Origin of the sequence: Brevundimonas sp. 374 (genome assembly GCF_900102995.1) — a bacterium.
In the GTDB taxonomy this organism is placed as follows: domain Bacteria; phylum Pseudomonadota; class Alphaproteobacteria; order Caulobacterales; family Caulobacteraceae; genus Brevundimonas; species Brevundimonas vesicularis_C.
Window position 1 is genome coordinate 1 of sequence record NZ_FNKT01000005.1, and the last position, 12,744, is coordinate 12,744.

The following is a 12,744-nucleotide window of genomic DNA, read 5'->3' on the forward strand; positions in this document are numbered from 1 at the left end:
ACACCGTCACCGTGTCCAAGAACGACATCCGCGGCCTGGTGAACAACTCGGGCGCCGGTTACGACTCCAACGTCTTCCAGGCCAACCTGCCTTACTCGGTCACCGGCACCTACACCGCCGGCGCCGTCGGCTCCACGGCCGCCGCGACCAACGGCAACTACATCAACCTGGCCGCCAACGCCAACTCCACCAGCGCCAGCCACGGCGCCTGGAAGTCGGCCATGGCCCTGAACGTGAACATCCCCGTTCCGTCCAAGTCGCTGCTCGCCGGCGCCTATGAAGGCCAGCTGACCGTCAACATCCAAGCCTTCTGATCTTCAGAAGCATCTACAAGCGGCAGCGCATCTCGGGCCGTCATCCTTCGGGGTGGCGGCCTTTCGTCATTCGGGGGTGCGCGTGGAAGTTCGCGTGATAGGCTACACGGATGGTTACTCTCGCCCTCCTTGCAGCCATGACCGGCTTCGCGCTTAGTCCCGCCCCGCAGGCTGACAAGCCGAACGTCATGTATATGGGACCGCACCCGCAGCCGGTTTCAACCTGGTCAGCGTCGTATAAGTTTGACTGCGGTGAGCGCCAGGTGATCTTGGACATTGCCGTGAGCGCAGGCCGGGCAAGGGTTTCCAAGCTCGATCTAGGACGGGGCGAGGCCGCCGACATCCTACCCGAACTAAATCGCACGCTGGCGACCCAAAGTTTCAACGATGTCGTTGTTACGTGTACGCGGATCGATCCCTATCCGAGCGTTATGTTCAAGACGTTTCGTGAGAACACGGAGGGCGGATATGAGCCTTCCGCTGTGTTGGTCAGTTCTGTCGGCCCAGCTGCCGGCGACGTCGCCCTTGAAGATCGAGGATTGAGGCGCGGCAGCGCCCTCCGCATGAATTCCAATTAACGGGTTAGCTCTCCGTTTTCAGCCTATGGGCGCGTGTTCCCCTCCGTAGGAACACGGTGGCTCGGTGAATCTCACCCTTCCGCAGGACGCCGGGCAACTACCCCTCGTGGCTCTCGTGACAGAATGCCACATCAATTAACGACAATCTGTGATTGCTAACAGCGTAATAGCATGACGCATTGAACGGCGGGAGATCAGCTCCCTTGGAGGACTGACTATGCTGAAGAAGATTGCCGTCGCCGCCACTTTTGCCGCTTCGACCCTGATAGGCGTTCCCGCCGCCAATGCCGGCAGCCAGGGAGCCTGCATGTCGAAGTACATGGATGATCTGATCGAATGCGGCGGTGTCACATCCTGCGAGATGTGGGCTGACGTCGTTTACATCCAATGCATCCAAGGGCTGCACGATGGTATCGATCCCGAGCCCAACACCTGACACTCCATACTGTGGGCCCGCCCTCTTTCGAGGGCGGGCTGCTTTCAGAAGTCGTTCGGCAGCATGGGCCGCTGCCAGTGCAGACATAGATCGGCATCGCATCGTAATAGGGCGAAGGCACGTTGGCCCGCAGCACATAGACATTGTCGCCCCAACCGCCGCATCCACGATCGGACACTTCGCCGAGATATTCAGTCTTCGCAGCGTCGGCGTAATAGACGTAGCTGTACGCCGTCAGATCAGCCTGAGCGGAGGCTGTCGTCACGCCGGCAGCGGCCACCAGCGCAGCGCCGACCAGCAGGGCTTTAACGCGGATTTTCATCGTGTTCACTCCCATGTGCACGCCCCATCGCGTGCTGTTCTAGGAGCGCCGCGCGGCTGACTGAAATCAACTCACAGGCGTGTCGTAAACCATGATTGTAAGCTTCACAGGGGAATGACTGCATTGACAGCACAACTGCTGAGTGCCGGTATAGGACCACCTTCGCCCCTGAAGGAATGGAGTATGTGATGAAGAACTCGCTACGCCTTTCACTGGTCGCCGCCGGTTCAGTGGCCATCGCCGCGCTGACCGCTACGGCGCCTTCCGCGCAAATATCCGGCCCTGGCGATCGGGTCGCGCTCTATGACATCGTCTATTACAGCGACGCCTCGAAGACCGAAGAGGTCGGCCGCAATCAGGGCGTCTGTTACGGCGGCTGGGGCAGCCCAATCTGGGCTGGAAGCAGCCAGTACACCTATGGCCAGCAGACCGCATTCTACGGCCAGGAACATGTCGGTTGGTGCACCGCCAACGGCACCGAATATTTTTGATGTTGGGAGCGCTGACATGATCACGAAGACCATCCGCACAACCATCGCCGCCGCAGCTTTCTGCGCCGCCGCCATCGCCACGACCGGTGCGCATGCTGCACCGGGCGACTACTGCCAGTATGTCGATGCCGCCGTGTACTGCGGTGTTGAGGAAAATCTCTATCCCGGGGCCTCGGGGTACAACGACTGTGTGAGACGCTGGGAACGCGCGTCCTGGGACTGCTAAGTCGCTACCGACAGTATCATGGGCCGTCATTCTTCGGGTGGCGGCCGCTCGTCGTTTCAGCACTCCGTGAGGAACTCTGCCTCGGCCTCCGTTCCGATCCGCGTCTGACTGCTGATCCAGACATCAAGACCCCGATAGTTCAGCCCGCCGTTGTTGCGGATCTTCAGATGCCGGCCGGCCTCCTGAACTAAAAACCAGGTCCAGTGCGCGACGATCAGGATCTTGGGCGCCGTCGCCGCCTCGATCAGGGCATCGATCTGGTCCAGCGTCAGGTCCGGTTCGCCGGCGGCCATCGCCACAACTCCGTCAACTGGCCCCCGCTGCCATGGTGCCCCCGGATCACGATCGTTGGGCGGCGGTTGCCGCATCGCTTGCAGACCATCTTCGCGCGCATGTCGCGCAGAGGCGTGAACCGCTGCGCCTGGGGCAGCTTCGCCCAGGCCGGAATGACGCTGCTGCCGCACTGGCAGACCAGAGCGCATTGGTCGCCTCGGCGGATGTCATCAGGCGTCGTGTCGTCGCGATAGAAGTTCAGCACGGCGTCACAGCTCCGGATCGTCGCTGATCGTCGCCTTCACCCGCGCCTCGGGCGGGTCGTGCATGGGCCAAAAGACGCCCTTTGGCTCGCCGGGGGGCGTGAACAGAAAGACCATTCGGCCGGGGCATCCGTAGCGCCGACAGCGCGCCCACCGGTTCCAGAGCTTCACCTGCGGTCCTGACAGGCGAATGACGACCGACAGGTCCACCCAGCAATCCAGATGACATCGCGGGCACCGAGTCGAGATTGTCCAGTGGTCGCGGCGCAGCTGCGACACCGTCATGTGCGGGGCCACGCTGAGGTGATGGCCGAGTCCCCGGTTCTCCGGCTTCTTGTAGCCCACGGCTCATCGGCGCGAGAGGCGCGCCGCGAGCATATGGGTTTCGTCCGCCGTCATCTTGGCGAACTGCCCCATGCCCAGCGCCAAGGCGGCGCTGACCAAGCGGTCGTTCTCTTCCTTCGACACATCGGCGACATTCGACCCCGGCCCCGGCGTCGCCGGTAAGCTAGGATGCGGCGGCGGATTCGGCACGACGCACGCGGCCAGCTCGGCCTCAAACCGCATCAGCTCTGACAGCGGCATCGGTCGTGACGAACCCGGTTTGTCGATCGGCATGCCCTTCCTCCTCCTTCATTTCGCCTCCGTCCGGGGCGGGATCGGCGCGTGCCAACGCGTCGATCTGCGGGCCTTACCCCGCACGACCAGGACCGATCGGCCGTCCGGCTGATCGCCGCCCCCGCTCACGCGAGCCGGGGACTCCTACTCGTGCAAAAGGCGACTCCGCAAATGAATTGTTCTCGTAATGTTCTCATCATTGATCAGCGCCCCGTCGCGCCGTGCGAACCGCCGACGGCGTGGCTGGGCGGCAAGCGCCACCTGGCCCGGCGGATCTGCGGCGTTCTGGCCGCCACGCCTCATGACGCCTATTGCGAGCCGTTCATCGGCATGGGCGGCGTATTCCTGCGTCGGCGGTTTCGCCCGGCCGTCGAGGTGATCAATGACCTGAGCGGCGACGTTGTGACCCTGTTCCGCGTCGCCCAGCGCTTCCCCGACGCCCTGATCCGCGAACTGGCGTGGCGGCCGGCGGCGCGGGCGGAGTTCGAGCGGATCCGCGGCACACCCGATGGCGATCTGCTGGACATCGAACGGGCGGCCCGGTTCCTTTACCTTCAGACGTTGGGCTTCGGCGGTAAGGTCGCCGGCCGGTCCTATGGCGTCAGTCCGACCAGTCCCCACAACTTCGACCTGACGAAGATCGAGCCGCGTCTGCGTCAGCTGCATGACCGGATGGCCGGGGTCGTAATCGAAAACTTGGACTGGCTGGCCTTCATCAGCCGCTACGATCGCGCCGGCAGCCTGTTCTATCTCGACCCGCCCTATTGGGGCGGCGAGAGCGACTACGGCGCCGGCATGTTCTCGCGGGACGACTTCCAGCGGATGGCCGACAAGCTGCGGACGATCGAGGGGCGCTTCTTGCTGTCGATCAACGACCGGCCGGAGATCCGCGAGATGTTCGCCTGGGCCGATATCGAGGCCGTGAAGACGATCTATTCCATCCAAGGCGGGAATGCGCCCAGCGCGGCCGAGTTGCTGATCGCCAAGGACGTCGAGCTTGCTCCGGCTGCTCCGCAGGCCAAGCTGCTGTAACCAACAGCAACCCAGGAGAATGTGGGCTAGCTACGCCGACCTCAGTCGCGGCTGGGGCGGCGGAAGATGGCTTCCTTGCCAAACATAGCCGCGTCGGCACGCATCGCTTTCATCGTTCGAGAAGATGCCACTCGATCCAAATCCGCAAACATCGCCGCCTCAATCTTTTCATGCTGGCTATCTGAGATTGCGGCGGAGGCGTCAGCCGCAATCTTAGCCTTCTCTTGATAGAGACCCATCAGCTCACCAGGAATAACGACACTCCCCGGTTTCAGGACGCCGTCCTTCACGTGAACCTTCGTGCCTTTCCAAACACGATCAGGGTCTACTACCGTCCCAAAAATCTGGAAGCGACCGAGCTTCGCCCAGGCGTACGTAGACCTGGAATTGCCGACTATATCGAGCATGATTGCATTCATCGTGAAGCGATTGAAGTTCGTGGGGAGGTCCACGAACGACGCAGTTTCAGCGACGTCCCAAATCACCAAGTGCTGCTCGTGCTTGCCTGGGTGAGGGAGACGGCCCAGTAAAAACTCGCGCCAAGCCAACTCCGTCTGCTGGAAAAGCTGTTCTTCAGCCTCCGTGTAGGTCACCTCGGGGTTGCGCCCCTTTGCATAGACAAGCACGCGCCACGTGACGGACACACAGAACTTTAGCAGCCAGTCGGTATAGCGAGTCAGTTCTCGCCCGTCAGACCACGCTGCCACCACCTCATTTGCGAACTTCCGCTCCCAAACGCTGAATAGTTGCTCGCAGTCGCCGCACAACCAAGGAAGCTTCAAGCCGTCCTGAGCGCGTTTGTTCGGCGCATCTGAAAACCGCATGTGACCGGTAGCGCTGTTTTTCTTCAAGTCGCGGAACACGAACGCCGGAATTATGTGGCTGACGCGGAGCGGCTTCTCTCGCCAGCACAAGCGACATGCCAAATCGGAACTTGGACCCAAAATCAGGCTCATCTCGACAAGCTATGATCTAGAAGGGTCTAGGTCCATCTGTCGGCTGTCGATGACAGTGCGCGAGAAGAACGGCCCGAGAACATCCTCCGGGACTATTCCGGGACTTTCTCTCCCGAACCGGGACTTTTGCTCCCTTTTGGTCCCCGTCATCGCGGCGCGGCCATACTGCTGCGCCAAGCCAACTGCCTGATTTTGGGGAGGAAAGTGGTGACTGGAGGCGGGATCGAACCGCCGACCTGTGGGTTATGAATCCACCGCTCTAACCATCTGAGCTACCCAGTCCCGGGCCCCGCGCGAGGCCGGGGCCAGCGCGAAAGAGGCGTGCCTATATCGCCGTCGGGCGCGCGGTTCAAGTCGTCTTGGACCAGAACCTGCGGCGATAGAGCGCAAGACGCCCTGCGGCAGGAACGGTAACGCTAGCCTCGCCGTTTCGTAACGACTGCCTACAGCCAGCCGGAGCTATCCCTTCATGCGCCTGATCGTCGCCGCCGCCTCGACATCCCTGCTCGTTCTCGCCGCCGCCTGTGGCGCGAATAGCGAGAGCGCCGTTGCCGGGCCTCAGGCTGGGGCCCCGCTGGAAACCCGTCCGGCGAACAATCCCGATCAGCAACCGGCCTTCGCCGGCCAGACCCGCGCGCCGGGCGTCAAGACTGAACAGGCCATGACCCACACGGTGGTCGCCTCGGGCCTTGTCCACCCCTGGGGTCTGGCGGCCCTGCCCGACGGCCGCTGGCTGGTGACTGAAAAGCCGGGCCGTCTGCGCATCATCACCGCTCAAGGCCAGCTCGGCGAACCGGTCGCGGGCTTGCCCGCCGTCGATGCGCGCGGTCAAGGCGGCCTGCTGGATGTGATCGTCGGGCCGAGCTTTGCGCAGGATCGCATGATCTATTGGAGCTATGCCGAACCGCGGGAAGGCGGCAACGCCACCTCGGTCGCGCGTGGGCGTCTGTCAGACGACGGATCGCGCGTCGAGAACGTCCAGGTCATCTTCCGCGCCCTGCCCGTCTATGACGGCGACAAGCATTTCGGGTCGTCCCTGGCCTTCGCGCCAGATGGCAAGTTGTTCATCACCCTGGGCGAGCGCTCGGACAAGCCCATGCGGCCCCAGGCGCAGGATCTAGGCTCGCACATGGGCAAGACCATCCGCATCAACGCCGACGGCACGGTCCCGCAAGACAATCCCTTCGTTGGCCGCGCCGGAGCCCTGCCGGAAATCTGGAGCCTGGGACACCGCAACGTCCAGGGCGTTGCCGTTCAGCCGGGAACGGGCGCCATCTGGACCATCGAACATGGCACGCGCGGCGGCGACGAGGTCAATCTGGACAAGGCCGGCGCCAACTACGGCTGGCCGGATGCGGCCTACGGCGTCGAATATGCGGGCGGTCAGATCAACAGCGGCGCGACGCAAAAGGATGGCACCGAACAGCCCGTCTACTACTGGGATCCGGTGATCGCACCCGGCGGCGCAACCTTCTATCAGGGTGCCATGTTCACCGGCTGGGACGGCAACCTGCTGGTCGCGGGCCTGAAGGAAAAACATATTGCGCGTCTGGTGATCCAGAATGACCGCGTGGTGGGCGAAGAGCGCCTGCTGACGGACTTGGGCGAACGCATACGCGACGTGGCGGTCGGCGCCGACGGATCGGTCTGGGCCATCACCGACGAGCAGAACGGTAAGCTGGTCAGGCTGTCGGCGACGCAGTAGTCTTTGAGGGCCGGGGGGCTATGCGGAGCGGTTGACGCTCCAAAGGGAGCAGCGAACCATGCGTATCCTCATCCTTTCCGCCGCCATTGTCCTGCCGCTGCTTTCGGGCTGCGGCACGATGGGCGCGACCAATAGCTATCAGCAGGAGCTGAACGCCTTGGAAGCCGCCTGCACGCGTGACCAAGGCATTCTGACGCCGACCGGCGTTCAGACCGGGCGTCCGCAGACCGAATACGCCTGCAAGATCACCGGCGGCGCCACCCGTATTCCGCCTCGCTGACAGCGGGCGCTCGGCCGGCATTCCCACGTTCTGATACCGTCAGTCCGTCGAAGCATCCGCCTCAAGCGGCCGCGATCACGCGGCTTATTACTTGACGTTGACGTAAACGTAGGGTTCTTGGCGTCCACGCTTGGAACCGCCTTGTCCGTCGTGCCGCGACCTGCCGCACGTTGAGGATGGGCCCAAAGATGGAGACGCACTTCCATGGCTGACGCCTATATCTACGACGCCGTCCGCACGCCGCGCGGCAAGGGCAAGAAGGACGGCTCGCTGCACGAGATCACCGGCCTCAGCCTGGCGACCCAGGTGCTGGAAGCGCTGCGCGACCGCAACGACCTGGACACCTCCAAGGTCGACGACGTCATCCTGGGCTGCGTCACGCCCGTGGGCGAACTCGGCGCCGATATCGCGCGCACGGCCGTGCTTTCGGCCGGCTGGTCGCAATATACGGCGGGCGTCCAGATCAACCGTTTCTGCGCCTCGGGCCTGGAAGCCGTGAACATGGCGACGGCCAAAGTGAAGTCCGGCGAGGCCGACTTCGCCGTCGGCGGCGGCGTCGAAGTCATGAGCCGCGTGCCCATGGGTTCGGACATGGGCGCCTGGCCGACCGACCCTTCCTCGGCCTTCCCGACCTATTTCGTGCCGCAGGGCGTCTCGGCTGACATGATCGCCACCAAATACGGCTTCAGCCGCGACGACGTGGACGCCTATTCGGTCGAGAGCCACAAGCGCGCCGCCAAGGCCTGGGCCGAGGGCCGGTTCAAGAACTCGGTGATCGGCGTCAAGGACCAGCTGGGCCTGACCATCCTGGATCATGACGAGACGATCCGTCCGAACACGGACATGCAGGCGCTCGGCGGCCTGAACCCCTCCTTCGCCATGATGGGCGAAATGGCCTTCGACGGCGTGATCAACCAGCGCTACCCCGAGGTCGAACGCGTCAATCACGTCCACACGCCCGGCAACTCGTCCGGCATCGTCGATGGTTCGGCCGGCGTGCTGATCGGTTCGTTGGAAGCCGGCCAGGCCCTGGGCCTGAAGCCGCGCGCCAAGATCCTGGGCGGCGCCTCGATCGGTTCGGAGCCGTCGATCATGCTGACCGGCCCGGAATATGTGACCCGCAAACTGCTGGGCAAGCTGGGCATGACGCCCGACGACATCGACCTGTGGGAGCTGAACGAGGCCTTCGCCGCCGTCGTCCTGCGCTACATGCAGGCGCTCGACATCGACCACGCCAAGATGAATGTGAACGGCGGCGGCATCTCGATGGGCCACCCGCTCGGCGCCACCGGCGCCATGATCACCGGCATCGCGCTGGACGAGCTGGAGCGCTCGAACAAGTCGACCGCCCTGGTCACCCTGTGCATCGGCGGCGGCATGGGCACCGCCACCGTCATCGAACGCGTCTGATCCGGGAGCAAATGGATATGGAAAACTTCAAGATCGACGTCGACGCCGACGGCATCGCCCTGATCACCTTCGACGTTCCGGGCCGTTCGATGAACACCCTGACGTCCTCGGTGATGAAGGAAATCCCCGAGTTGGTCGAACGCATCAAGACCGACGACGCCATCAAGGGCGCCGTCATCACCTCCGGCAAGGCCTCGGGCTTCTGCGCCGGCGCGGACCTGGGCGACATGGCCGGCGGCGTGCTGTCGGGCGGCGGCGACCTGCAAAAGGCGTTCGATGCCGGCTGGAAGCTGAACGGCGCCTTCCGTGCGCTTGAAACCTTGGGCAAGCCGATCGCGGCCGCGATCAACGGCCTGGCCTTGGGCGGCGGGCTGGAGTTCACCCTGGCGGCCCACTACCGCGTGGTCGAGAACGACAACAAGATTCAGCTGGGCCTGCCCGAGATCAAGGTCGGTCTGTTCCCCGGCGGCGGCGGCACCCAGCGCCTGACCCGTCTGGTTGGCGTCCAAAACGCCATGATGGCGATGAGCGAGGGCAAGTCCTTCCGCCCGAACGACGCCAAGGGCGCCGGCATCGTCCATGAGGTGGTCGAGAAAGGCCAGTCGGTCGAGGCCGCCAAGGCCTGGATCAAGAATAAGGTCGAGTCGGGGGGCAAGGCCGTCCAGCCCTGGGACGAGAAGGCGTTCAAACTGCCTGGCGGCGGCCCCTATCACCCGGCCGGCATCCAGAACTTCATGGTCGGCAACGCCATGCTGCGCAAGCAGTCCTACGGCAACTATCCGGCCGTGGTGAACCTGATGAAGGCCGTTTACGAAGGCGCCCAGGTGCCGATGGACGCGGCCCTGCGCATCGAGACCCGCTACTTCATCAAGACCCTGATGACGCCGCAGGCCCAGGCCATGATCCGTTCGCTGTTCCTGTCCAAGCAGGAGCTGGACAAGGGCGCCGTTCGCCCGGCCGGCGTGCCCAAGTCCGATCCGAAGAAGGTCACGGTCATCGGCGCCGGCATGATGGGCGCGGGCATCGCCTATGTGCAGGCGCTGGCCGGCATCGAAACCATCCTGATCGACCAGACGCAGGACGCCGCCGACAAGGGCAAGGCCCACGTCGAGGAACTGCTGAAGAAGCGCCTGTCGCGCGGTCAGCTGACGCAGGAGAAGTATGACGCTCTGCTGGGTTCGGTCACGGCGACGACGGACTATGAGCTGATCAAGGGTTCTGACTTGGTTGTCGAAGCCGTGTTCGAGAACCGGGAGATCAAGGCCGATGTGACCAAGCGCGCCGAGGCGCAACTGGCCGAGGGCGCCGTCTTCGGCTCCAACACCTCGACCCTGCCGATCACCGGCCTGGCCGAGGCCTCGGTGCGGCCCGAGGACTTCATCGGCATCCACTTCTTCTCGCCCGTCGACAAGATGATGCTGGTCGAGATCATCCTGGGTGAAAAGACGGGGCAAGCCGCCATCGCCAAGGCGCTGGACTATGTGCTGAAGATCAAGAAGACGCCGATCGTCGTCAACGACAGCCGCGGTTTCTACACCTCGCGCTGCTTCTCCACCTTCCTGATGGAAGGCATGGCGATGCTGGAAGAGGGCTATGGTCCCGCCTTGATCGACAATGTCGGTCGCATGACCGGCATGCCGCGCGGCCCGCTGGAAATGCACGACGACGTCGCCCTAGACCTGTCCTACAAGATCGCCAAACAGACGGCGCTGGACCTGGGCGACAAATACGTCCCATCGGAAGGCGCCGACATCGTCGCCAAGATGGTCGAGGGCGGGCGTTTCGGTCGCAAGAACGGCAAGGGCTTCTACGATTACGATCAGAAGCCCAAGACGATCTGGAAGGGTCTGGGCGAACTGGCCCCCACCACCAAGGGCATCGACCAGCCGGAAGAGCCGACCGCCTTCGCTCAGATCGACGAACTGAAGACGCGCCTGCTGTATCGCCAGGCCGTCGAAGTGGCCCGTTGCTGGGAAGAGGGCGTCATCGACGACCCGCGCGAAGCCGATCTGGGCGCCATCCTGGGCTGGGGCTTCGCGCCCTGGACCGGTGGCCCGATCAGCATGATCGACGGCATCGGTCTGGCCAAGTTCGTCGAAACCGCAGACCGCCTGGCCGCGACCTACGGCGACCGCTTCAAGGTCCCGCAGCTGCTGCGCGACATGGCGGCGAAGAACGAAACCTTCTACGGCAAGTTCACCCCGGAGAAGGCCGCCGCCTGATCGGTCGCGGACATCCACAGACGGAACGGGCGGCCTTCGGGTCGCCCGTTTTCGTTTGGCGTTTGACTTTCGTCATCCTCCGGCGCGCGAAGCGCGACCGGGGGGGACCCAGCGGCGCCGGCGGCGATCGTTCCATCGCAGGATCTTGGGGCGTCGAGTCCGCGACAGCTTCGCGCTCACGCGCGCCGCTGGGTCCTGGTTCTGCGCTACGGTTCGCCCGGAATGACGAAAAAAGGATCAGCACCGCTCACAAAAGAAAAAGACCCGCTCGACACGAGGTCGAGCGGGTCGCTCCGCCGCCCTTCGCGGGGTCGGTGGCGGGTCGCTAGGGGCGACGGAGTAGCGGTGAAAAGACCGGACCGAGCCCGGGACGAACTCTGAAAGTCCGCCCAGCCACGGAGGCTGGCGTCAGCCTTCCAGGTCCTGGCCTTCGTCCGGCTCGGGCGTGCCCAGCAGTTCGTCGGCGATCTTGTTGGTCGAGGCGCGCACGGCCTTTTCGATCGAGGCCGCGATGTCGGGGTTCTGCTTCAGGAACTCGCGCACATTCTCGCGGCCCTGACCGATCCGGGTGGAGTCATAGCTGAACCAGCTGCCCGACTTTTCGATGATGCCGGCCTTAACGCCCAGGTCGATGACTTCGCCCAGCTTGGAGATGCCCTCGCCGTACATAATGTCGAAGATGACCTCGCGGAACGGCGGGGCGACCTTGTTCTTGACCACCTTGACCCGGGTGGTGTTGCCGACCACCTCGTCACGGTTCTTGATCGCGCCGGTGCGGCGGATATCCAGACGCACCGAGGCGTAGAACTTCAGCGCATTGCCGCCCGTCGTCGTCTCGGGCGAGCCGTACATGACGCCGATCTTGTGACGGATCTGGTTGATGAACAGCACGATGCATTTCGATTTGGAGATCGAGGCCGTCAACTTGCGCAGCGCCTGGCTCATCAAGCGCGCCTGAAGGCCCGGCAGGCTGTCGCCCATCTCGCCCTCGATCTCGGCGCGCGGCGTCAGGGCCGCGACGGAGTCGACGACCACAATATCGACGGCGCCCGACCGAACCAGCGTATCCACGATCTCCAGCGCCTGCTCGCCAGTGTCCGGCTGCGACACCAGAAGATCATCCAGATTGACGCCCAGCTTCTGGGCATAGACCGGGTCCAGCGCATGTTCGGCGTCGACGAAGGCGGCGACCCCGCCCTTCTTCTGCACTTCCGCGACGGTGTGCAGAGCCAAGGTCGTCTTGCCCGAGGATTCCGGGCCGAACACCTCGATAACCCGCCCGACCGGCAGGCCGCCGATGCCCAGCGCCATGTCCAGGCCCAGCGAGCCGGTCGAGACGCTGTCGATCTCGGCGACCACGCCCGCTTTGCCCAGTTTCATCACCGAACCCTTGCCGAAGGCGCGATCGATCTGCGCGATCGCCGCCTCCAGGGCGCGTTGCTTGTCGCCGTCGTCCTTGCCCACCAATTTGAGTGCCGCCTGTGAAGCCATTGCCTTCGTCTCCCTTGCCATGATTCCCGTCATTCAGCTTGGGAGAGACCCGCCTGGACCCGCCCCCGTTTCGTGAGGCAGACTATGTGCATGGTTTGTTCTGGTTCACAAGATGTTCTCATTGATC

General features: G+C 63.7%; 16 protein-coding genes and 1 tRNA gene. 10 read left to right on the forward strand and 7 right to left on the reverse strand.

What is annotated here, in order from left to right; genetic code table 11:
• The 5 genes from BLR19_RS14890 to BLR19_RS12140 all read left to right on the forward strand — a co-directional run.
• Nucleotides 1-314 (forward strand): hypothetical protein (locus BLR19_RS14890; RefSeq protein WP_218119419.1); only part of this gene is annotated, 314 nt, incomplete at its 5' end.
• Between the two features lie 110 nt (nt 315-424).
• Complete coding sequence (locus BLR19_RS12125) at nt 425-892, forward strand: hypothetical protein (RefSeq protein ID WP_091751373.1); 468 nt, start codon at nt 425-427, stop codon at nt 890-892.
• Between the two features lie 217 nt (nt 893-1,109).
• The gene (locus BLR19_RS14895; RefSeq protein WP_176758341.1) at nt 1,110-1,328 is read left to right on the forward strand and encodes a hypothetical protein; all 219 of its coding nucleotides are present in this window, start codon (nt 1,110-1,112) and stop codon (nt 1,326-1,328) included.
• 510 nt (nt 1,329-1,838) lie between these two features.
• Nucleotides 1,839-2,141: a hypothetical protein gene (locus BLR19_RS12135; RefSeq protein WP_143007376.1), complete on the forward strand. Its 303-nt coding sequence runs from the start codon at nt 1,839-1,841 to the stop codon at nt 2,139-2,141.
• 16 nt (nt 2,142-2,157) lie between these two features.
• Nucleotides 2,158-2,367 carry a hypothetical protein gene (locus BLR19_RS12140; RefSeq protein WP_091751379.1) on the forward strand — a complete coding sequence of 70 codons (210 nt, stop codon included), beginning with the start codon at nt 2,158-2,160 and terminating at the stop codon, nt 2,365-2,367.
• 56 nt (nt 2,368-2,423) lie between these two features.
• On the opposite strand, the gene BLR19_RS12145 is transcribed toward BLR19_RS12140, so the two are convergent.
• Genes BLR19_RS12145 through BLR19_RS12160 form a run of 4 tightly spaced genes read right to left on the reverse strand, consistent with a single transcriptional unit; the run spans nt 2,424 to nt 3,521 of the window.
• Complete coding sequence (locus BLR19_RS12145; RefSeq protein ID WP_091751382.1) at nt 2,424-2,660, reverse strand: hypothetical protein; 237 nt, start codon at nt 2,658-2,660, stop codon at nt 2,424-2,426.
• Nucleotides 2,636-2,905 (reverse strand): hypothetical protein, encoded by a 270-nt coding sequence (locus BLR19_RS12150; RefSeq protein WP_091751386.1) that lies wholly within the window; start codon nt 2,903-2,905, stop codon nt 2,636-2,638. Before BLR19_RS12150 ends, BLR19_RS12145 begins: the two co-directional genes overlap by 25 nt.
• Nucleotides 2,906-2,909: 4 nt before the next feature.
• The gene (locus BLR19_RS14705) at nt 2,910-3,248 is read right to left on the reverse strand and encodes a hypothetical protein (RefSeq protein WP_112863687.1); all 339 of its coding nucleotides are present in this window, start codon (nt 3,246-3,248) and stop codon (nt 2,910-2,912) included.
• A gap of 3 nt (nt 3,249-3,251) precedes the next feature.
• Complete coding sequence (locus BLR19_RS12160) at nt 3,252-3,521, reverse strand: hypothetical protein (protein ID WP_143007377.1); 270 nt, start codon at nt 3,519-3,521, stop codon at nt 3,252-3,254.
• 171 nt (nt 3,522-3,692) lie between these two features.
• Here BLR19_RS12160 and BLR19_RS12165 point away from each other — a divergent pair, with 171 nt between their 5' ends.
• On the forward strand, nt 3,693-4,553 hold the full coding sequence (locus BLR19_RS12165) for a DNA adenine methylase (RefSeq protein WP_091751395.1): 861 nt from the start codon (nt 3,693-3,695) through the stop codon (nt 4,551-4,553).
• Between the two features lie 41 nt (nt 4,554-4,594).
• On the opposite strand, the gene BLR19_RS12170 is transcribed toward BLR19_RS12165, so the two are convergent.
• Together BLR19_RS12170 and BLR19_RS12175 are read right to left on the reverse strand one after the other, a co-directional pair.
• Entirely contained in the window at nt 4,595-5,509 is a 915-nt protein-coding gene (locus BLR19_RS12170) for a hypothetical protein (RefSeq protein ID WP_143007378.1), read from the reverse strand.
• Nucleotides 5,510-5,714: 205 nt separating this feature from the next.
• Nucleotides 5,715-5,791 (reverse strand) — tRNA-Met (locus tag BLR19_RS12175).
• 187 nt (nt 5,792-5,978) lie between these two features.
• Here BLR19_RS12175 and BLR19_RS12180 point away from each other — a divergent pair.
• The 4 genes from BLR19_RS12180 to BLR19_RS12195 all read left to right on the forward strand — a co-directional run bounded on the left by BLR19_RS12180 (nt 5,979) and on the right by BLR19_RS12195 (nt 11,126).
• Nucleotides 5,979-7,214, forward strand: coding sequence for a PQQ-dependent sugar dehydrogenase (locus tag BLR19_RS12180; protein ID WP_091751401.1), 1,236 nt, complete (start codon nt 5,979-5,981; stop codon nt 7,212-7,214).
• Nucleotides 7,215-7,272: 58 nt separating this feature from the next.
• Nucleotides 7,273-7,494, forward strand: coding sequence for a hypothetical protein (locus BLR19_RS12185; RefSeq protein ID WP_055807382.1), 222 nt, complete (start codon nt 7,273-7,275; stop codon nt 7,492-7,494).
• A 204-nt stretch (nt 7,495-7,698) separates the two neighbouring features.
• Complete coding sequence (locus BLR19_RS12190; protein WP_055807379.1) at nt 7,699-8,904, forward strand: acetyl-CoA C-acetyltransferase; 1,206 nt, start codon at nt 7,699-7,701, stop codon at nt 8,902-8,904.
• Nucleotides 8,905-8,921: 17 nt separating this feature from the next.
• Entirely contained in the window at nt 8,922-11,126 is a 2,205-nt protein-coding gene (locus BLR19_RS12195) for a 3-hydroxyacyl-CoA dehydrogenase NAD-binding domain-containing protein (protein ID WP_091751728.1), read from the forward strand.
• 408 nt (nt 11,127-11,534) lie between these two features.
• On the opposite strand, the gene recA is transcribed toward BLR19_RS12195, so the two are convergent.
• Nucleotides 11,535-12,617 carry a recombinase RecA gene (gene recA / locus BLR19_RS12200; RefSeq protein ID WP_055807377.1) on the reverse strand — a complete coding sequence of 361 codons (1,083 nt, stop codon included), beginning with the start codon at nt 12,615-12,617 and terminating at the stop codon, nt 11,535-11,537.
• Nucleotides 12,618-12,744 lie beyond the last annotated feature (127 nt).